Origin of the sequence: Pseudomonas sp. L13 (assembly GCF_009935965.1) — a bacterium.
GTDB lineage: Bacteria > Pseudomonadota > Gammaproteobacteria > Pseudomonadales > Pseudomonadaceae > Aquipseudomonas > Aquipseudomonas lactis.
Window position 1 is genome coordinate 16,364 of the sequence record NZ_QODJ01000061.1, and the last position, 19,718, is coordinate 36,081.

Annotated in this window: 19 protein-coding genes; 8 read left to right on the plus strand and 11 right to left on the minus strand. The window is 60.2% G+C overall.

Annotation, left to right across the window (positions count from 1 at the left end):
• Positions 1-14 precede the first annotated feature (14 nt).
• Positions 15-2,324, minus strand: coding sequence for a response regulator (locus DK871_RS23620; RefSeq protein ID WP_161906829.1), 2,310 nt, complete (start codon positions 2,322-2,324; stop codon positions 15-17).
• A gap of 164 nt (positions 2,325-2,488) precedes the next feature.
• Between DK871_RS23620 and DK871_RS23625 the strand changes: the two genes are divergently transcribed.
• Positions 2,489-3,379: an ATP-binding protein gene (locus DK871_RS23625; protein ID WP_003189912.1), complete on the plus strand. Its 891-nt coding sequence runs from the start codon at positions 2,489-2,491 to the stop codon at positions 3,377-3,379.
• Positions 3,376-3,858, plus strand: coding sequence for a GAF domain-containing protein (locus tag DK871_RS23630; RefSeq protein ID WP_161906830.1), 483 nt, complete (start codon positions 3,376-3,378; stop codon positions 3,856-3,858). Before DK871_RS23625 ends, DK871_RS23630 begins: the two co-directional genes overlap by 4 nt.
• Before the next feature lie 70 nt (positions 3,859-3,928).
• Here the strand turns inward: DK871_RS23630 and DK871_RS23635 are convergent, their stop codons facing one another.
• The 7 genes from DK871_RS23635 to DK871_RS23665 all read right to left on the minus strand — a co-directional run bounded on the left by DK871_RS23635 (position 3,929) and on the right by DK871_RS23665 (position 11,573).
• A complete protein-coding gene (locus DK871_RS23635) occupies positions 3,929-7,564 on the minus strand; it encodes a transporter substrate-binding domain-containing protein (protein ID WP_161906831.1) in 3,636 nt (1,211 codons plus the stop codon).
• A gap of 8 nt (positions 7,565-7,572) precedes the next feature.
• A complete protein-coding gene (locus tag DK871_RS23640; RefSeq protein WP_003189917.1) occupies positions 7,573-8,199 on the minus strand; it encodes a response regulator transcription factor in 627 nt (208 codons plus the stop codon).
• A gap of 262 nt (positions 8,200-8,461) precedes the next feature.
• Positions 8,462-8,848: a response regulator gene (locus DK871_RS23645; RefSeq protein WP_161906832.1), complete on the minus strand. Its 387-nt coding sequence runs from the start codon at positions 8,846-8,848 to the stop codon at positions 8,462-8,464.
• Positions 8,849-9,016: 168 nt separating this feature from the next.
• Positions 9,017-10,348, minus strand: coding sequence for a deoxyguanosinetriphosphate triphosphohydrolase (locus DK871_RS23650; protein ID WP_032892699.1), 1,332 nt, complete (start codon positions 10,346-10,348; stop codon positions 9,017-9,019).
• A gap of 165 nt (positions 10,349-10,513) precedes the next feature.
• Positions 10,514-10,855 carry a hypothetical protein gene (locus DK871_RS23655; RefSeq protein ID WP_056789259.1) on the minus strand — a complete coding sequence of 114 codons (342 nt, stop codon included), beginning with the start codon at positions 10,853-10,855 and terminating at the stop codon, positions 10,514-10,516.
• A complete protein-coding gene (locus tag DK871_RS23660) occupies positions 10,852-11,256 on the minus strand; it encodes a phage holin family protein (protein WP_005786473.1) in 405 nt (134 codons plus the stop codon). The genes DK871_RS23655 and DK871_RS23660 overlap by 4 nt, the downstream gene beginning before the upstream one ends.
• Positions 11,257-11,258: 2 nt before the next feature.
• The gene (locus tag DK871_RS23665; RefSeq protein ID WP_003189926.1) at positions 11,259-11,573 is read right to left on the minus strand and encodes a YqjD family protein; all 315 of its coding nucleotides are present in this window, start codon (positions 11,571-11,573) and stop codon (positions 11,259-11,261) included.
• 345 nt (positions 11,574-11,918) lie between these two features.
• Between DK871_RS23665 and DK871_RS23670 the strand changes: the two genes are divergently transcribed.
• Positions 11,919-13,127, plus strand: coding sequence for an ammonium transporter (locus DK871_RS23670; protein ID WP_161906833.1), 1,209 nt, complete (start codon positions 11,919-11,921; stop codon positions 13,125-13,127).
• Here the strand turns inward: DK871_RS23670 and DK871_RS23675 are convergent.
• The gene (locus tag DK871_RS23675) at positions 13,114-14,844 is read right to left on the minus strand and encodes a monovalent cation:proton antiporter-2 (CPA2) family protein (RefSeq protein WP_178116081.1); all 1,731 of its coding nucleotides are present in this window, start codon (positions 14,842-14,844) and stop codon (positions 13,114-13,116) included. The two genes, DK871_RS23670 and DK871_RS23675, sit on opposite strands and share 14 nt — an antisense overlap.
• Before the next feature lie 247 nt (positions 14,845-15,091).
• Here DK871_RS23675 and DK871_RS23680 point away from each other — a divergent pair, with 247 nt between their 5' ends.
• The 3 genes from DK871_RS23680 to DK871_RS23690 all read left to right on the plus strand — a co-directional run bounded on the left by DK871_RS23680 (position 15,092) and on the right by DK871_RS23690 (position 16,697).
• Positions 15,092-15,328, plus strand: a complete 237-nt coding sequence (locus DK871_RS23680) for a glutaredoxin family protein (protein ID WP_161906835.1) — start codon at positions 15,092-15,094, stop codon at positions 15,326-15,328.
• Between the two features lie 74 nt (positions 15,329-15,402).
• Positions 15,403-15,738, plus strand: coding sequence for a transcriptional regulator (locus DK871_RS23685; RefSeq protein ID WP_161906836.1), 336 nt, complete (start codon positions 15,403-15,405; stop codon positions 15,736-15,738).
• A gap of 68 nt (positions 15,739-15,806) precedes the next feature.
• Positions 15,807-16,697 (plus strand): pseudouridine synthase, encoded by an 891-nt coding sequence (locus DK871_RS23690; protein ID WP_161906837.1) that lies wholly within the window; start codon positions 15,807-15,809, stop codon positions 16,695-16,697.
• Between the two features lie 55 nt (positions 16,698-16,752).
• Here the strand turns inward: DK871_RS23690 and DK871_RS23695 are convergent, their stop codons facing one another.
• Together DK871_RS23695 and mobA are read right to left on the minus strand one after the other, a co-directional pair.
• Positions 16,753-16,974 (minus strand): YgdI/YgdR family lipoprotein, encoded by a 222-nt coding sequence (locus DK871_RS23695; RefSeq protein WP_005786486.1) that lies wholly within the window; start codon positions 16,972-16,974, stop codon positions 16,753-16,755.
• Positions 16,975-17,053: 79 nt separating this feature from the next.
• Complete coding sequence (gene mobA, locus DK871_RS23700) at positions 17,054-17,656, minus strand: molybdenum cofactor guanylyltransferase MobA (RefSeq protein WP_161906838.1); 603 nt, start codon at positions 17,654-17,656, stop codon at positions 17,054-17,056.
• A 76-nt stretch (positions 17,657-17,732) separates the two neighbouring features.
• Here mobA and moaB point away from each other — a divergent pair, with 76 nt between their 5' ends.
• Both moaB and glp read left to right on the plus strand, forming a co-directional pair.
• Positions 17,733-18,272, plus strand: coding sequence for a molybdenum cofactor biosynthesis protein B (moaB, locus tag DK871_RS23705; protein WP_032892684.1), 540 nt, complete (start codon positions 17,733-17,735; stop codon positions 18,270-18,272).
• On the plus strand, positions 18,256-19,482 hold the full coding sequence (glp, locus tag DK871_RS23710) for a gephyrin-like molybdotransferase Glp (protein ID WP_161906839.1): 1,227 nt from the start codon (positions 18,256-18,258) through the stop codon (positions 19,480-19,482). The genes moaB and glp overlap by 17 nt, the downstream gene beginning before the upstream one ends.
• Positions 19,483-19,718 lie beyond the last annotated feature (236 nt).

The following is a 19,718-nucleotide window of genomic DNA, read 5'->3' on the forward strand; positions in this document are numbered from 1 at the left end:
ATTGCGGGTACCCGTCAGAGGCTGGTGGTCTTCGGTACCCACAGTTCCAGCAGCGCGTTGAGTTCTTCCCGGCGAAACGGCTTGGCCAGGTAATCGTTCATTCCCGCGGCCCGGCAACGCTCGCGTTCTTCGGCCATCGCGTTGGCGGTCAAGGCCACGATGGGCAAGTCTGGCCAACGCCCGCTGCGGCGAATCTGTCGGCTGGCCTCATAGCCATCCATCACGGGCATGTTGCAGTCCATCAACACCATATCGAAGCGCTGCTGCTCCAGAAGCTTGAGGGCTTCGCCGCCATGGGCTGCGACGATCACCTCGCACCCCAGCTTGCTGAGCATGCCCTTGGCCACCAGTTGGTTGACCGCGTTGTCCTCCACCAACAGGATGCGCGCGCGGTGCGCAAGCGGTGCGGTTTCTATCTGCACCGGGTCGAGCACCAGTTGCGCGTCGCTGCGCAGGTTGCGTTGCAGGATCTGGTACAGCGCGTTACGGCTCAACGGGCGGGCTTGTTGCTGCAGCGGCGCCAGGGCCGCGACTTCTTCGCTGGGCAAAAAGTTGCCGTAGGCGGTGACCAGCAGGATCGGTGCGCTGATGCCCGGGCGCAAGCGGAACAAGCATTCAGGGCAGTCAGTGATCAACAGGTCGGGCGCCAGCCCGCTCAGATCATCGTCCTGGGAATAGCAGCGCGGCGTCAGCCCCCAAGAGGGCAATAGCGTGGTGAGCAGCTCCGTCAGCCCGCCGCCGGCGTTGGTGATGGCGATCACCTCGCCTGTGAGCGGTGCATAGCGTGTGGCAGGCAAATGCGCGGGCAGCGGTAGATCGGCGCAGAACTGGCTGCCAAAGCCCACCTCCGAGCTGATACTCAAGCGGCCTTGCATGGCTTCGCACAGGTTATGGGTCAACGCCAGGCCCAATCCCGTGCCGCCAAACTGACGGGTAATGCCAGCGCCGGCCTGAGTGAACGGCTGGAATATTTTTACCTGGGCTTCCTGGGCGATGCCAATGCCGGTGTCGCACACTTCGATGCTAACCCGGCCTTCCAAGGCGCGCAGGCGCACATCGACGCGGCCGAAGCGGGTGAACTTCAAGGCATTGGAGAGCAAGTTGCTGACGATTTGCCGCACACGGGTCGGGTCACCGATCACCTGGGCGGGAAATTGCGGGTCGATCAGGCAGGTCAGCTCCACACTCGGCGCGGCGTTTTGTGACAGCAGGTTGGCGGTGTCCTCCACCAGCGAGCCCAGGTCGAAGGGGATATGCTCCAGTTCCAATTGGCCGGCGTCGAATTTGGACAGGTCGAGGATATCGTTGAGCAACTCCACCAGCACTTTGCCTGAGTCATGGGCAATGGACAGTTGCTGGCGCTGTTCGGCGGTCAGCGGGCTGTCCAGTGACAGGGCAATCATGCCCAGCAGCCCGTTGAGTGGCGTGCGGATTTCATGGCTCATATTGGCCAGGAATGCCGCCCGCGCCTGGGCCATGCCCAGCGCCGTCATTTTTGCCGCCTCCAGCTCATCGTTGGACTGGCTCAAGCGTTGGTTGCTGGCCTTGAGTTCAAGGGTGCGCGCCGAAACGATATGCTCAAGTTGCCCCAGGTACTCCGTAAGGCGGTCTTCGGCGTGGCGCCGCTGCTGGATCTCGGTTTCCATGTTTTCGAATTGCTGGTTGGCGACGCTGACCAGTACGCCGATTTCATCGTGTTCATGCCCCGGTGGGCAATCCAGGCGCGCCTGTTTGCGTGTGCTCAGCTCGCGGATAATGCGCACCAGCGGTTGGGTGAGCATTACGTAGAACAGGCCGAGCAGAATTCCGGTGAGCAGCAGGCTGCGGACGAAGCCGTTGAGCAGGGTGATCTCGGCGCGATGCAGGAAACGGCTGCCAAAGGCATAGGTGTCGACGTCAAGGCGCAGCACACCGAGCGAGTCGTTGGGCATATGGCTGAGAAACAGCCGGTCTTCGAACTGGCGATTGGCACCAAACAAAAAATCGCTGACGGGCCGATAGTTGCTTTCTTTGCGCGGGCGGTTGACGTCGGCCAGCACCACACCATTGTTGTCGATCAACTGCGCGCGGATGATGGCAGGGGAGTGCAGCAGGCCCAGGGTCAGTTCCTGGGCGAGTTCGGCATCGATGTTGTAGGCGATGCGTGACGCCGGGTTGTGGCTGATTTCAATCAGTGAGCGTATTTCACGGTTGATGGATGCGTCTTCACTGGCATAATCAATGCCGATTTGGATCAGGCTGAGCAGGGTTCCCAAGACGAAACCGACCAGCACAGTCAATCTGGCTTGTTTATAAGACAAGCGGTGGGCGAACTTGATATCCATCGAGTGTTGAACCACTTAGCGTTTCCCTTCGCCCGGCAAGCATAGCTGAACATCCACAAGCTTTGGCTCGCCCGGCATGAATCGTTTTTTTGATGCAGCCCATGCAGTGTGCCGCAGGGTTGCCAATACGCCATCTTTTGCAAGAAGTTGCCAGAGGTATAGCTGTGGATTCTCGATTGAATGCCTTTCTTGAGCGCGCCGATGCGGTGCTGGCTCGCCTTGAACCGTTGTTACCCGCCCCGCGCCAAGCGATCGACTGGAGCCAATGCCTGGCCGCCCGTTGGCAGCGCGAAGGCCGCAGTGGCTTCCTGTTGCCGCTGGAAGTCAGCCTGGACATGCGCCTGTCGGACCTGATCGGTGTCGATAAACAGCGTGAGCAACTGGCGCGCAACACCCAACAGTTCCTCGACGGTTTGCCCGCCAACCATGCGCTGTTGTGGGGTTCGCGTGGCACTGGCAAGTCCTCCATGGTTCGTGCCTTGCTTGCCCAGCACGCCAAGGCGGGCCTGCGCTTGATCGAGATCGAGCGTGACCACCTGGCGGACCTGCCGCGGGTGGTCGAGCAACTGCTCAAGCTCCCCCAACGCTTTATTCTGTTTTGCGATGACCTGTCGTTTGAAGCTGGCGAAGGCGACTATCGCGTGCTCAAGAGCGTGCTCGATGGCTCCCTGGAACAGGCGCCGGAAAACGTGCTGCTGTATGCCACGTCCAACCGTCGCCACCTGGTGCCGGAAAACCAGAGCGACAATGACAACTGGAAGCGCGTGGATGGCGAATTGCACCCGAGCGAGGCGGTTGAAGACAAGATTGCCTTGTCGGATCGTTTTGGCCTGTGGCTGTCGTTCTACCCGTTTAGCCAGGAGCATTTCCTGGATGTGGTGGAGCACTGGATCGGTGAGTTGGCCAGCAAGGCCGGCTTGCAGTGGCAGCGCGATGAACAGCTTGATGTACTTGCGGTGCGTTGGGCCACCGGGCGCGGCAACCGCAATGGCCGGTGTGCCTATCAATTCGCCCGTTACTGGGTGGGTCTTAAATTGCTGGAACGTCAACCATGATCGATTTACAACAGGCCGGCAGCGGTCTTGATGGCTATGCCATGCTGTGCGCGCAATTGGAGTCGCTGTTGGCTGATGAGCGCGATTTTATTGCCAACAGTGCGCAGTTTTCCGCGTTCCTGTTCAACCAGTTGGATGACTTGAACTGGGCGGGCTTTTACCTCAATCGCAATGAAGAATTGGTGCTTGGGCCCTTTCAGGGGCAGATCGCCTGTGTGCGCATTCCGTTTGGTCGTGGCGTGTGTGGTGCGGCTGCGGCTTCACAGCAAACCCAGCGCGTGGAGGACGTGCACGCGTTCCCAGGCCATATCGCCTGTGACAGCGCTTCGAACAGTGAATTGGTAGTGCCCTTGGTCAAGGACGGTCGCCTGATTGGCGTTCTTGACCTCGACAGCCCATTGCTGGCCCGGTTCACCCCTCAGGACCAGCTGGGCATTGAGCGGCTGGTGGAGATTTTCCTGCGGTTGACCGACTGCTGAAGCGGCTGGTGCTAAGGCAGGTTGGAGTAGGGATGCGTTTGCTCACTCCTACCCCTACCGGCCCTGGCGCTTATTGGCTGTGCAGCTCATCCAGTTGAACCTGCAGCATCTTTTCCAGTTCCCGCATGAGTTGTTCCAGGGCCTTGATACCGCTTTCGATCACGGCCCATTCCTCATTGCGCGAACAGCTTTGCTCCAAGGCTTCGCATTGCCCCGCCAATGAATGGGCTTGCACGATACGGGCTGCGCCCTTGATCTTGTGGGCTTGCTCAATAATTTCCGAGAGTGGGGCATGTCGATCCAGCAGTTCGCTAAGGATCTGGCGGTCTTGATGGCTGCTGCTCAGTAGTTCCTCCAGCAGGCGTCGACTCAAATGGGGGTCACCGCCGGTCAACGCTTCCAGGCATTCGAGGTCCAGTCGTTGGTGCACGGCTTTAGGGACGATGTGTGCCAATTGGCGCTCCAATACGGTGAGGCTGATGGGCTTGAATAGGCAGTCATCCATGCCGGCCTGCACGCACCGTTGTCTTTCTTCTGGCTGGGCATTGGCGGTAAAGCCCAGTACCACGCAGGGCACCAATTGTTCGCGCTGCTCATACTCACGGATAGAGCGACTCAGTTCATAGCCGTTCATGATGGGCATGTTGCAGTCGGCAATTACCAAGTCGAAATGCTCTTTACGCCAGGCCTGGAACCCCGCCGCACCGTGCTCGGCAGCGGTGAATTTATGCCCCAGGTAGCCCAGTTGCTGGCACATCAGCAGGCGGTTCGCCGGGTGGTCGTCTACCACCAGTACGTTAAGCACCAGTGCGGTGGCCGGCGTTTGCGGCGTGTGTTCACCCACCGCCTGGATCGCTTGCAGGCGAGGCATGCTGAGGTTGACGTGCACCTGGGTGCCTACCATGGGCACGCTGCTCAGGCTCAATTGGCCGCCCATCATCGCGCACAGGCTGCGGCAGATCACCAGCCCCAGGCCCGCGCCACTGCGGGCCAGTTGCCCGGAGTTGTCCGCTTGGGCAAAGGGTTCGAACAGGCGCAGTTGGTCTTCCCGGCTGATGCCGATGCCGGTGTCTTCCACCACCAGTTTCAGCTCGATCTGCTCCGGTGCCTGGGTAGGCTGCAGCTCCACCTTGATCTTGACCTGCCCCTGTTCGGTGAACTTGATCGCGTTGCTCACAAGGTTCGATAGCACCTGCTTGAAGCGCAGCGGGTCTATCAGCACCTCGATATCGTTCAGATCGGGTTTGAACTCCAGCAGCAGGCTGAGGGTTTTCTGCCGTGCCAGCCCGTCGAAGACGCGCACCACTGATTCAATCACCTCCCGCAGGTTGACGCGCTCCGGCGCCAGGCTGAGGCGGCCGGACTCGATACGCGCGATGTCGAGAATGTCACCGATCAGCTCCAGCAGGTCTCTGGCCGAGTTGTACGCCACCTCGATCGCCGGACGGTCAAGGTGCCCTTGGTCGGCGCGCTTGAGCGTCAGTTCGAGCATGCCGATCACGGCGTTCATTGGGGTGCGAATCTCGTGGCTCATGGTGGCCAGGAACGTGCTCTTGGCGCGGTTGGCCTCGTCGGCACGCTCCTTGGCGGCGCGTAGCTCATCGAATAGCTGGCGTCGGTCACTGATATCGATCCAGCCACCGATGATGCCTTGGACTTCACCCGTGGAGTCGCGGTAGGGCAGGATCCAATGGTAGATGGTCAGTTTCCTGTCGTGGATATGCAGGCTGCGATCGAGGATCAGCGGGTTACCCTCGGCGACTACGCGCAGATAGTCAGCATGATACTGGGCTGCTTCCGACGCCAGGGCCATGGTCATCTGGGTCACGCTTTTGCCGATCACCTCTTCGCGCTTGACATCGAACACCTGCAGGTAGCTGTCGTTACAGGTCTGCAACAGCCCATTGCGGTCGCGCACGTAGATCGGATGCGGCGTCTCATTGACCAGTGCGCGCATGAACTCGAACTGATCGTTGAGGGCGCGTTCGGCCATTTTCCGATGCTTGATCTGGCGGCGCATATAGGCGTTCCAGCTTAAGGAAATCAATAGCAAGAGCCCGGTGCCGATGATGATTCGGGCGATCAATTGATGGTAGTTCCGCCAGTAACTGTCGGAGGCGGCCGTGTAGCCACGCCAACGGCTGTTGATCACGCCCATTTCATCCGGGGCAATGCTGAGCAGCGCCTTGTCGAGGATTGAACTCAATTCCGTGGCATGGCGCGAGGTGGCCAGGGCGAACGTCGCGGGGGTGGTTCCGATACTGGCGCTGATCTGCAGCCGGTCTTGAAACGCCTGGGATGACAGCAAGTAGTTGGCGATCACCAGGTTGTTCACGGCACCGTCCACTTGGCCTTGGGCGAGCAACTCCGATGCCCTGAACGTATCACTGGTTTCCACCAGATGGACCTGGGGGAAGTCTTTGCTCAAGGTAGTGGCCAACGGGTTACCCTGGGTTATCGCCAGGCGCTTTCCGGCCATTTGCTCCATGTTCGAGGGCGCCCCTGGCTCTTTGCGCGTCAACAGTACATAGGAGTTTTCCAGGTAGGGTCGGCTGAAATTAAGCAGCGAGTCTCTTTCGTTGCTCGGAACGACGGCCCCGATCATATCGACTTTCTGGGTCGCGACCTGGTCGATCATCGCGTTGACGTCGCGCCCGCGCTGGATCGAAAAACGCAGGCCGGTGCGCAGGCGAATCAACTCCAGCAGATCGGCGGTAATGCCGCGAAAGTTACCGTCCGCATCGAAGAACGTCAGGGGCGCGAAGGTTTCGTTGACGATCACCGTGACCACCGGGTGATCTTTGAGCCAACGCTCTTCGCGCTGGGTCAGTTGCAGTTTCTGGTCGGTCAGCAGGATGTCGCTGCCGGCGCTCCAGCGCTTGGCAATGCTGTCCCTTTCGTTGATGGGCACCGAGGCCAGGGCCGAATCGACAATGCTGAGGAGCATCCGGTTGTCCTGGCGTGTGGCAAAACTGAAACCATAAGCTTCATGCTTGCCGAAGTTGGCCATGCGGATGTTTTTGAGATAGCCCTTGTTGATCATGTAATGGGTGGAAATGGTGTCACCGAGAAACACATCCGCCTGGTCGAAGGCCACTGCATTCAAGGCATTTTGATAAGACGGGTAGGCGCGGATGATCGCCTTGGGGTACAGCTTTTCCACCTCATTGAGCGGCAGGTAGTGATAAACAAGGCTCAGGCGCAGCCCGTCGAGGCCTTCGCTGAGGCTGCGGGTTTCTCCCTCGCGCGTGACCAGCACCGGCTGGTCCACGGCATAGGGTTCGGAGAGGATAAGGTTCGGCGTTGCAGCTTCAAACCCGTTGGAGGAGCCCAGCAGGTCAATTTCCCCGGCTTCCAGGGCACGAATGGCCGCCGCTCGGGAGGGGTAGCGCATCACAGTGATGGGCAGGGAGAGTGCCTTGGCCAGCAGTCCTGCATAGTCGGCGGTAAGGCCTTCGTAATCATGGCCGCTGGAAGTGAGGTCGAAGGGCGGGTAGTCGGGCTTGGATGTCCCCAGCGTTAGTTCACGTTTGTTCTGCAGCCACTGGCGCTGGGCCTTGTCAAAATGGGTGTCCAGTTGAACAGCTCCCGCGCGACTCAAGAGGGTGAAGCGTTCCGGGCTGGTTTGGTGCTCAGCGAGCACAGTGGTGCTGAAGTACAAACCGGCACTTAGTATTATTAGATAGTCCTTTATACGCCTGGGCATCCGCTTTCTCACACTAGCGCGTTTCGTTTTGCCATCTCGATGAGGTCAACCAAGGATTTGGCTTGGAGTTTTTGCATGAGTCTCTTTTTATAAGTGCTGACGGTCTTGTTACTTAAGAACATGCCTTTAGCGATTTCCTTGTTAGTGCGGCCCTGTGCAAACAGTTGCAGGACCATCAGTTCCCGGTCGTTGACGGTCTTGAACAGTTCCAGTTCTTGAGCATCCATGCCTTCGGTTCCGGGACCATTCAAGGCCTGGCTGGGGAAGTAGTTGTAGCCGGACAGCACCGCGCGAATGGCACTCAGCAACTCGCTCAGGTCACCCTCCTTGCACACGTAGCCTTCCGCCCCCGAGCGCATGCAGCGCGTGGCAAACAGCGTGGGGCATTGGGCCGTGAGCACCAGGGTTTTCATCGAGGTGTTCATGGCGTTGAACCGGCAGAGCACCTCAAGGCCATCAAGTTTCGGGATGCTGATGTCGAGAATCACCAGGTCTGGAAGGCATTCACGGACCATCTGTATGGCATCGCACCCGTTATCTGTTTCGCCGACGACTTTGTAACCTTCGTGCTCCAGCAACATTCGAATGGCAAGCCGGATAACGGGGTGGTCATCGATGATAAAAACTGTGTTCATAGTCACTTTCCATGCAGGTGCAGATAAAGCGGGCACATTAGCTCAGAAGGTGAGTGCGCAGTATGAAGCTCACAAGGAGTAGATGCAGAACAGGAAAGTTCCTACATTTAAAAAGGTATGGGCCTACAAGTTGTTAGGTAATCGTGACAGGGCGTGTAAGCGATTTGGAGATGAGCCCGGCAAGGAGGGAAGCTTGGAGATTTACGGCGGACCTCGTATCTTTTTTCGTTATAGCTGATGTTTAAAATCCTACAAGAGCGGGTTAAGTTAAGCGGATTAATCTCTCAAGCTCATCTTTGTTCAACGGTTTTGATAAGTAGCCAATCAGGGGGAGACCTCGTTGTGCCGCTTGTATCGTCAGGTTGACCAATTCCGAGGTGGGTAAGCCGCTTAACAGGATAGCGCCGGTGATGAAGCGCCGACGGCTGGCGATTTCCACCAGTTCAAGCCCGGGCAGGTCTGGCAGGCATTGGTCGCATAACATCAGGTCGAAAGGGTGTTGGGACTGGCTCATCACGCGTATGGCTTGCTCGGCGTTTTCCACCGGGGTCAGTTGATCGAAGCCGAAGCTTCTGAGCAGGCACTGGGTGGCCATGAGTTGAAAGGGGTGATCCTCCACCAAAAGAATACGAAGAGAATAGCTGGGCATAAAGAGCACACAGTAAGGCAAGCGTCGATGGGGGCAGTAGGAATTACTCGGCGGGTCCGTTGGGGGCGCGCGTGATTATTCTTCGTGCGCCTGTACGAATTCGATCAGGCCGCTCTGTTCCCATCGTAGGGCAATTCGCTTCAGGGAACAGGCAGCTGGATAGAGTGGTTATTGAGGGCTGGAGCGCCCGGTCATTTCCCGTGCCATTTCGGTGGCGTAGCTGTCGGTCATACCGGCGATGAAGTCAATCATGCGCAGGAAAGAGGCGTGCAGCGGCCAGGCGGGGTCCGGCGCGCTATTGCCCAGCAAATCGAGAATGCGCCGGTTCTTGAACGACGGCGTGCGCCCGCCATGTTGTTCCAGGGCCGCGCCGCAAAAGGCATTCAGCAGGATTTCCAGGGTCGTATAGGCCCCGATCTCATGCAGCGTCTTGCGCTTGTCCTGGAAGATCTTCTTGCGTGCCATGTCCTTGGCATCCAGCACGCAGCGCTTTGCCGGGCCGTGCATGTGTTCCACCAAGTCACCGGGCAGCGTGCCGGCCAACAGGGCGTCCTGCTGCTCGACAAACGCCTGCGCCGCCGCGTTGGTCAGGTGCTCGATGGCTTTGCCGCGCAGGATCGCCAGCTTGCGGCGACGTGAGTCCATTGGGCCCAGTTGGCGATAGGTTTGCGGCAGGTCATCGCCGACCAGGTTCAGCAGCAGCGACTCGACTTCGGCGTACTGCAGAAGCTCCATTTCCAGGCCGTCTTCCAAGTCGATCAGCGCATAGCAGATATCGTCGGCGGCCTCCATCAGGTAGACGAGCGGGTGACGTGCCCAGCGTTGCTCCTCCAACTGGGGCAGGCCAAGCTTGTGGGCGATCTGCTCAAGAATCGGCAGCTCGCTCTGATAACAGCCGAACTTGTGTTTCTTGTAGCCCAGCGAGTCGGCGTGGCGGGCGGTCCAGGGGTATTTGAGGTAAGTGCCCAACGTGGCGTAGGTCAGCCGCGTGCCGCCGTCGAACTGATGGTACTCAAGTTGGGTGAGTACCCGAAAGCCCTGGGCATTGCCTTCGAAGTTCAGGAAGTCATTGCGTTCGGCGCTGCTCATGTCATCCAGCCAGCCGCGCCCGGCGGCCTGTTGGAACCAGTGGCGAATGGCGTCTTCACCAGAATGCCCGAATGGCGGGTTGCCGATGTCATGGGCCAGGCAGGCCGATTGCACCACCATGCCCAGGTCGCTCGGGTCGCACCAGTCGGGCAGGGCGCTGCGCAGGGTTTCGCCCACGCGCATGCCGAGTGAACGCCCCACGCAGCTGACTTCCAGGGAGTGGGTCAAGCGTGTATGGATATGGTCGTTACTCGAAACCGGATGCACTTGGGTCTTGCGCCCCAGGCGCCGGAACGCGCCGGAGAAAATAATACGGTCGTGATCTTTGTGAAAGGGGCTGCGGCCCAGTTCTTCAGGGCTGTGCAGGGGTTTTCCAAGACGTTCGCGGGTCAGCAGGGTGGGCCAATCCAAGGCGCAGGCTCTCCGTAAGGTGAATGACAGTTCCAGCTTCCCGCTTCGGCTTTTGTGGTGCAAGCGAATCCAGCGGTAAGCCGGGTCGATATCAATTAACAGCCAGCGCAAAAAACCGCAATGACCAGCAGGTGTCTGGTCATTGCGGTCATTGGCTTTCGAAGGTCAGCTTTTGCGCGAAGAGCCTTGCATGGCCAACTTGATCAGCGGGATCAACCCGGCACCCAACCGCACCAGGCGCGTGACGCTGCTGATGCTGCCGCCCTTGGCGCCTTTGCCGGTAAAGAAGCCCATCAGCGTGACCGCCGCCACGCCCCACAACGGCGCGTGCTTGATGCCCAGGCTGTCCTGCCAGTTGTGGCGCATGTTGCGCATTTTGTGCAGGGGCGCCATGAGTTGTTGGGACTCATGCCGGATTTCCTGACGGTGCATTTCCATGCGCAGGCGGATCAAGGCTTTGCGCATTTCCCGGCGTGACGTGTTTTGCGGGATCTCAGTCATGCTCATGGCAGCAGGCGCTCCCGGTCATTGGCCAGTTCTTCGAGCGTGGCGTGGAAGGGCGTGGATTCATCGAACACCGCCGCCTTCAAACGCACACCGCAGAACGCAGCGGCCAGGCTATAGAACACGCACAGGCAGATGATACCGGTGAGGCGATAGCCTGTGTCCCACACCAGGATCATCACCAGCGTCGACAACCCCACCAGCAACAGCAGGGCAAACACCAACGCCAGGCCGGCAAACAGCAAAAGGCTGACGGTACGGGCCTTTTGCTCTTGTAATTCAATGCCAAACAACTCGACGTGACTGTGCAGCAAGCCCAGCACAGCTGCGCCCAGGCGTCGGGAAGTCGAACCGCTTGCTGAGGAATGTGCGCTCGTGGATGAGCTGGATTCGCCGATAGACATGGTTAGCGCCTTGTAGCCAGCAGACCGATCAAAAAGCCTACGCCGGCAGCAATGCCGACCGACTGCCATGGGTTGGCTTGCACGTAGTCTTCGGTGGCAGTGATCGCCGCCTGGCCGCGCTCGCGCAATGAGTCTTCGGTCAGTTGCAGGGTCTCGCGGGCCTTGAGCAAGCTCTCGTGGATCTTGGTGCGCAGCTCGTCAGCCTGGTCACCGGCCAGCACGGCGGTGTCGTCCAGCAACTTTTCGGTATCGCTGACCAGGGTTTGAAAATCCTCCATCAGTATCTCTTGAGCAGTCTTTGCTGTTTTACCGGCCATGGTTGTCTCCGTGGGTAGCTGATCTGTACGTGTGGTTTCGAGTCGCGGCGTTGGCTGAAGGTTCAGTGCAATTGTGTGGTACAGCTTTTGCTTTGCCTTGGTGCGCAGGCCCTGAGGCCTGCGCTGAATCCGGGCGGTCGAGGTAAAAACCTTGAAAAACCTTACCCTAAATCACTCAACTTCGCGGAAAAACCCTGTCGGCAACGGCCTGTTGTGTTGATCGCTGCGCTAAAGCGGTTCACGCCCTCTGAAGAGGGGCGAAGCCGGCGGTGCCAATTTAGTGCGTGAAACCCTGGCTTGAACCGCTTTGGTGCTTTTTGCCTTGATGCAGGCCTGCCACCCTCCATGGAAAACTTGCAAAGCGCAGTGGACACCCTTGTCCACAGTTCCAACACCCTGTTCATCCTGATTGGCGCGGTCATGGTACTGGCCATGCACGCCGGCTTTGCCTTCCTTGAAGTCGGCACGGTACGCCAGAAGAACCAGGTCAACGCCTTGTCGAAAATCCTCAGTGATTTTGCGATTTCAACGCTGGCCTATTTCTTTATAGGCTATTGGATCTCCTACGGTGTGAGCTTCCTGCAACCGGCCGCCGTGATCAGCGCCGATCATGGTTACGGCCTGGTGAAGTTTTTCTTCCTGCTGACGTTTGCCGCGGCGATTCCGGCGATCATTTCCGGCGGGATTGCCGAGCGTGCGAAGTTTGCGCCGCAGCTGTGTGCCACCGCGCTGATCGTGGCGTTTATTTACCCGTTCTTCGAAGGCCTGGTGTGGAACGGCAACTTTGGCCTGCAAGCCTGGCTGCTCGCAACCTTTGGCGCCAGCTTCCACGACTTTGCCGGCTCCGTGGTGGTGCACGCCATGGGCGGCTGGCTGGCGCTGGCGGCGGTATTGTTGCTGGGCCCTCGCAATGGGCGGTATCGCGAAGGGCGCCTGGTGGCGTTTGCGCCGTCGAGCATTCCTTTCCTGGCGCTGGGCTCGTGGATTCTGATCGTGGGCTGGTTCGGCTTTAACGTGATGAGCGCGCAAACCCTCAATGGCGTCAGTGGCCTGGTGGCGGTCAATTCGCTGATGGCCATGGTCGGTGGCACCGTGGCTGCGCTGGTGATTGGCCGTAACGATCCTGGCTTTTTGCACAATGGTCCCTTGGCCGGGTTGGTGGCGATTTGCGCCGGCTCCGACCTGATGCACCCGGTGGGCGCGTTGGTCACGGGCGTGGTGGCTGGCGGCTTGTTCGTGTGGTGTTTTATCGCGGCCCAGGCACGTTGGAAGATCGACGACGTGCTGGGCGTGTGGCCGTTGCATGGCTTGTGTGGTGTGTGGGGCGGCATTGCCTGCGGCATCTTCGGTCAGACCGCCCTGGGTGGGCTGGGCGGTGTGAGCCTGATCAGCCAGTTGATCGGCACCGGGCTGGGCGTGACGGTAGCGTTTGGCGGCGGCTTGCTGGTGTACGGCGTGATCAAGCGCGTGCAAGGGCTGCGCTTGACTCAGGAACAGGAGTATTACGGTGCGGACCTGTCGATCCACAAAATCGGCGCGGTCAGTCAGGATTGATCGGCGCTTCTTCGTCAGTGTTTGGCGGCGGGTAAAAACCGTGTAGCAGGCGGTAGCGGTTGTGCCGTACCTCATCCACCCGCGCCTGCACCTGTTGGTCCGGCAGGCCCAGCAGGATCAGGGCATGGGCGGCGAGCATCAGGCTCGACTCCAGCAACTCGGGCACCACTTCGCTGGCGCCCGCGGCCTTGAGCTCAGCCAACTGGCTGTCATCGCGGGTGCGCACCAGGATCGGCACGTCGGGGTTGAGCTGCCGCGCCTCCTTGAGCACCACCAGGGCGACATCGCTGTTGTCCACCGCGATCACCACCAACCGCGCCCGCTCCAGGCCGACGGCGCTGAGCAAGGCGCCACGGCGGCAGTCGCCGTAATGCACGCTGCTGTCCTCGGTGGCGGCTTCCTGCACCCGTTCGGGGTCATCATCCAGGGCGATAAACGCCTGTTGTTCGCGGCGCATAAAGCGCCCGATGGACTGACCTACGCGGCCATACCCGCAAATCACCACGTGCCCGTGCAGTTGGGCATTGAGCGCGGTGATCTGCTCCAGTTGCACTTGCTGGTTGGGCTTGCGGTGCAGGCGCAGGGCAACGGCCGGTGCCGCACGCAACAGCAGCGGTGTCAGCAGCATCGAGCAGAAGGTGGCGGCCAATAGCAAGCCGTTGAACTCATCGGGGATCAACCGGCTCTGCTGCATCTGCGCCATCAGCGCAAAACAGAACTCGCCGCCCTGGGCCAATGCCAGGCCGCTGCGCCAGGCCGTTTCGGTGTCGCTGTTACGCCATTTGACCAGCGCCGCGACCACCATGCCTTTGACCAGCATCAACGTGAGGGTCAGGCCGAGGATCAACAGGCTGTGGCTGACGAACACCTGCAGGTCGATGAGCATGCCGATGCTGACAAAAAACAGCCCCAGCAGGATGTCGCGAAACGGGCGGATATCCGCTTCGATCTGGTGCCGGTAATGACTCTCGCCCAGCAGCATGCCGGCCAGGAACGCACCGAGGGCAGGGGACAGGCCCAGCAGGTGGGTGAGCCACGCGGTGAGCAAGACAATCACCAGCGCCAGCAGCACAAACAGCTCCGCCGAATGAGACGCGGCGACTTCACGGAACAGGCGCGGCAGCAACCAGCGGCTGGCGAGCAACAGGCCCACGAACAGCACCACGGTCTTGCCCAGGGTCAGCGGCAGCGCCCAGTACCAGGCTTGGTCACTGCTGCCGGCAAACACCGGCACCAATGTCAGCAGCAACACCGCCACGACGTCCTGAAACAGCAACACGCCTATCGCGTTCTGGCCATGACTGCTGAAGATCTCACCGAGGCTGGTCAACTCCTTGCTGACAATGGCCGTGGACGATAACGCCAGCCCTGCGCCCAGCAGCAACGCGATGCCGGGTGCGAGGCCAAAGCCCATCAGTAATGCGCCCAGCAATGCCCCACACCCCAGCACCTGCAGGCTGCCCAGGCCGAAGACCACGCTGCGCAGCGCCAACATTTTCGACAGGGAAAACTCCAGCCCCAGGGAAAACAGCAGGAACACCACGCCCATCTCGGCGAGGTCCGGCAGGTCTTCGTTGTCATTGACCCAGTCCAACGCGGTGGGCCCCACTGCCAGGCCAACGCACAGGTAGCCCAGCACAGGGGGCAATTGCAGCCGGCGAAACAGCGCAATCACCACCAGGGATGAGGCCAGGATAATCAGCAGGTTGGCGAACACAGGCATCTCCGTTGCAGGGTGAGCGGCAAAAAAGCCGCGAGAATCGCTGAATCAGTTATAGGCCATGGTGATCTGGATCAGGCTTTTTACACCCTAGGAGCGAGCTTGCTCGCGAAAAACGTCAACGCTAGCGCGGGGCTCCTGAATGAACGCGGCGCACGGGAGTTTTTCGCGAGCAAGCTCGCTCCTACAAGGGGCTTGTTGGGCTTAGAATGGAGGTTCGTTTTGTGACCTGAGTCCTTTCATCATGCTTCCTGAATGCCAGCTGTTCGGCACCCTGGGTTGCCATCTGTGTGAGATCGCCGAAGCCGAAGTCATGCCGCTCGTCGAACATGGGCTGTTGGTGGAGTTGGTGGATATCACCGATCCCCAGGACCTGACGGACGTCTACGGCCTGCGGATTCCGGTGCTTCGCCGCATGGACACCGGGGCGGAACTGGACTGGCCGTTCGACACCGAGCAGGTGGTTGCCTTCCTGGGCTGAGATTTATGCGATGGCGGCTTTTCAAATATTCAGTTACTGTATATTCGTACAGCGATTGAATAGAGGGAACGCCCGTGGTGAATGTTGAACAACTTAAAAGCAGCGTCAATCGCATGGCCGCCGATGTGGTGCGCGACGCGGTGAACGAACTGCGCCTCGATGGCCTGGTCACGGAAGGCAAGACGCCGTTTAACAAAGTGCATTTCAACACCTGCTTTGCGGAAATCGAGGCGCTGTTCCAGCGCGCCGGTTATCACAAGCAGCTGGATGTGGTGGGGTATCAGGGCTTGCTCTACGCGCTGTATGACCCAGGCCGTTGGGAAGCGGTGGACGTGCTGCGCTGGCTCAAGGAATTTACCGAGGCGGCAAGCGCCTCGCCGGTGCTGCGGACTCAACTGGCCAAGGCCTGAGATAGGCCCTAGGCAATCGCGCGCCATGGGCGATAATGCCCGCCTGTTTCCAGGCTTTGAGCGTCGGCATGTCTACTTCCACTTTTTCTCCCTCCCAGCACCAAGCCAGCACCCTGTACTTGCCGCCGGGCTCCTGGGGGACGGTGCTCGACTGCCTGTGCGCACACTTCCCGGCCATTAGCCGTGAACAGTGGCTGGACCGCATTGCCCGAGGCCGGGTGCTGGATGTCAACGGCAGCCCGATCAGCCTGGGCCTGGGCTACAAGGAAGGCCTGTGCATCTATTACTTTCGCGAAGTGCCCAACGAGAAAGTGATTCCGGTGCAGGAAAGCATCCTGTACGCCGATGAGCACCTGGTGGTAGCGGACAAACCGCATTTCCTGCCAGTGACACCCGCTGGCGAGTACGTCGAGCACACCTTGTTGCGACGCTTGATCCGGCGCCTGGACAACCCCGCCCTGGTGCCTCTGCACCGTATTGACCGGCATACGGCGGGGTTGGTGCTGTTCTCCGCCAACCCGCATAGCCGTTCGGCCTATCAGCAATTGTTTCCCACTCGACGTATCGACAAATTCTACGAAGCCATCGCACCGGCCTTGCCGCACCTCAGCTTCCCGTTGGTGCACAAAAGCCGCCTGGTGGATGGCGAACCTTTCTTTCGCATGCAGGAAGGGCCGGGCGCTAGCAACACTGAGACGGCGGTAGAGGTGCGCGAGAAAAATGGCGATCTATGGCGCTACGGCCTGTTCCCGGTGACCGGCAAGAAGCACCAGCTGCGCGTGCATATGACGGCGCTGGGAGCGAGCATCTGCAATGACCCGTTCTACCCCGAAGTGATCAAGGATGCCGAGGACGATTACACCAGGCCACTCAAGCTGTTGGCCCAGGGCGTGCGCTTTATTGACCCGGTGAGCGGCCAGGAGCGCAGCTTCCGCAGCCAGATCACCCTGGGCTGGTAAGCCCCAGGAACAACAAGGCCCGCGCGAGGCGGGCCTTGTGTGCAAGCGCTAAGGCTTACAGGTCTTTAACGGTGCGAACCTGATCTTTGTTGATGCGGGTGCGCTTGCCGTCAAGTTGCTGGAATTCGTAGAAGCCCGAATCTTCGTCAAACTTCGGGGTGTCGACAGCCTGGATTTCACGACCGTCATTCAGGGTGATCACTGTTGGCGAAGCGCAACCGGCGAGGGTGGCAAGGCCCAGTGCAAGCATGAGAGCGGCGATGGTCCGTTGAGTCATGAGTTTGTCTCCGAGAGAATACTTTTAAATTGCTGACCTTGTGACGTACGGGACGCCGGCAAAGTTCCTTGTGCAGGGTTCATTCTGACACGCCAGCCCCGGGGTGCAACAGCTCGGGCGTATTAAGATTGGCCAGGCGCGGGTCGTCGGCCGGGCATTGCAGGGCCACCGCGCCCAGTTGCAGCCAGAGCTTGCGCGGGCTGCGTTCACCCGCTTGCCATGCCTGTTCCACCTGGTTTTTCAGGCCAGTGGGGATGATGCACAGTAAGGGTTCCCAGTATTCACCCTGGCGCACCATCACCGGCAGTTGCGGGTTGCGTCGTACGGTCGCACACAGGTCAGCCAATAGTCGCGCATCAATCTGCGGCACATCGCAAGGCAAGATCAGCAGATGCGCATGGCGTGCGGCGAAGAGTCCCGCGCGGATACCCGCCAAAGGGCCGGGAAAATCCAGGCTGTCATCGCTCACCAGTTGGTCGGCATAGGCCTCGTAGCGCTCATGGTTGCGGTTGCACGAGATGATCAGGTCATCGGTGCGCGGCCGGGCCAACTGATGCAAGTGGGCGATCAAGGGCTGGCCTTGCCATTCCAGCAGCCCTTTGTCCTGGCCGCCCATGCGTTGGCCGCGACCTCCGGCCAACAACAGGATTGAACACGGTAGGGAGGAAAATTCAAAGCTCATGATGGTTGCGCTGCGGCAGGTAAACAGGGGCCTGTGATATAACATCGGGCTGTTCCTTCGACAACCGGACCGTGCCATGAAAGCCAAGGCCGATGCGCCCTTCGTACCCCTCAATATTGCTGTATTGACCGTCAGCGACACCCGCACCCTGGAGACTGACACCTCCGGCCAGGTCTTCGTCGACCGCCTCACCGCCGCCGGCCACCACCTGGCCGAGCGTGTGCTGCTCAAGGACGACCTCTACAAGATCCGCGCCCAGGTGGCCCACTGGATCGCCGAAGACGTGGTGCAAGTGGTGCTGATTACCGGCGGCACCGGCTTCACCGGCCGCGACAGCACGCCTGAAGCAGTGAGCTGCCTGCTCGACAAGCAGGTCGATGGTTTCGGCGAGCTGTTCCGCCAGATCTCCGTGGCCGATATCGGCACCTCCACCGTGCAATCGCGCGCCTTGGCGGGGTTGGCCAATGGCACCCTGGTGTGCTGCCTGCCGGGCTCCACCAATGCCGTGCGCACCGGTTGGGACGGCATCCTCGCCGAGCAGTTGGATAACCGTCACCGCCCGTGCAATTTCGTCCCGCACCTCAAGCAGGCCGAACCTTGTGAATCCCGTGGATAAGCCCGGCAAGACCGGCGCCCTGATGCCGGTGGAAGCGGCCTTGCAGCGTTTGCTCGACATGGCTGGCACTGCACCGATCCGCGAGCAGCAGGTGCTGCCCCTGGCTGAGTGTGATGGCCGGGTATTGGCCCAGGACTTGATCTCCACGCTCGATCTGCCGCCGTGGCCCAACAGCGCCATGGACGGCTATGCCGTGCGCCTGGCGGACTGGACCGGCGAACCCTTGGTGGTGAGCCAGCGTATTTTCGCCGGCACTGCCCCTGAACCCTTGGCGGCCGGTACCTGTGCGCGCATTTTTACCGGCGCGCCGGTTCCCCAGGGCGCGGACTGCGTGCAGATGCAGGAAAACGCCGTGGTGCATGCCGACCAGCGCGTCAGTTTTACCGAGCCGTTGCACAAGGGCGACAACATCCGTCCCCAGGGCCAGGAGACCACCGTCGGCGAGACCGTACTCAATGCCGGCACCCGCCTGGGCCCCATCGAGCTGGGTTTGGCCGCATCCCTTGGGCGTGATCGACTCGAGGTGGTGCGGCGCGTGCGCGTGGCCGTGTTGTCGACCGGCGATGAGCTGATCGAGCCAGGGCTGCCGCTCGGCCCTGGGCAGATCTACAACAGCAACCGCCGCGTGCTGTGCAGTTGGCTGGTGCGCATGGGCTGTGAAGTGATTGATGCCGGGATTTTGCCGGATGATCTGGAACAGACCCGCGCGCGCCTGGCGGGGCTGGGCAGCGTTGACCTGATCCTGTCGACCGGCGGTGTGTCGGTGGGCGAGGCGGACTTCCTCGGCATTGCCTTGCGCGAAGAGGGTGAGCTGGCGCTGTGGAAGCTGGCGATCAAGCCGGGCAAGCCGCTGACCTTCGGGCATTTTCGTGGCGTGCCGGTGATCGGCCTGCCGGGCAACCCGGCTTCGACCCTGGTGACCTTTGCGCTGTTGGCGCGTCCGTATCTGCTGCGCCGCCAAGGTGTGGTGGAGGTGCAGCCGTTGCGCTTCGAAGTGCCGGCAGGGTTTGTCTGGCCCAAGCCTGGCAACCGTCGCGAGTACCTGCGCGGGCGGATCGAACAGGGCAAGGCGATCATCTACCGCAACCAAAGCTCCGGGGTGCTGCGCAGTGCGGCGTGGGCTGAGGGTTTTGTGGAGGTGATGGAAGGGACCACGTTGGCCATTGGCGACCGGGTCAATTTCATTCCCTTGAGCGAAGTGCTGAACTGAGCGCGCGCTAAAAAGTGTGGGAGCTGGCTTGCCTGCGATGACGGCCTGCCAGCCGCCCCCTATCTACCTGACACTCCACGATCCAACTGTGGGAGCGGGCTTGCTCGCGAAGGCGGCCTGGCAGGCGACACTGTTATACCGAGTACATATCCATTCCTGCGGTAACGGCCACTTAGGGTTCCGCTCTGACAGCGGGTCACTTTTGGAAAAGAGCCCCAAAAGTAACCAAAAGGGCT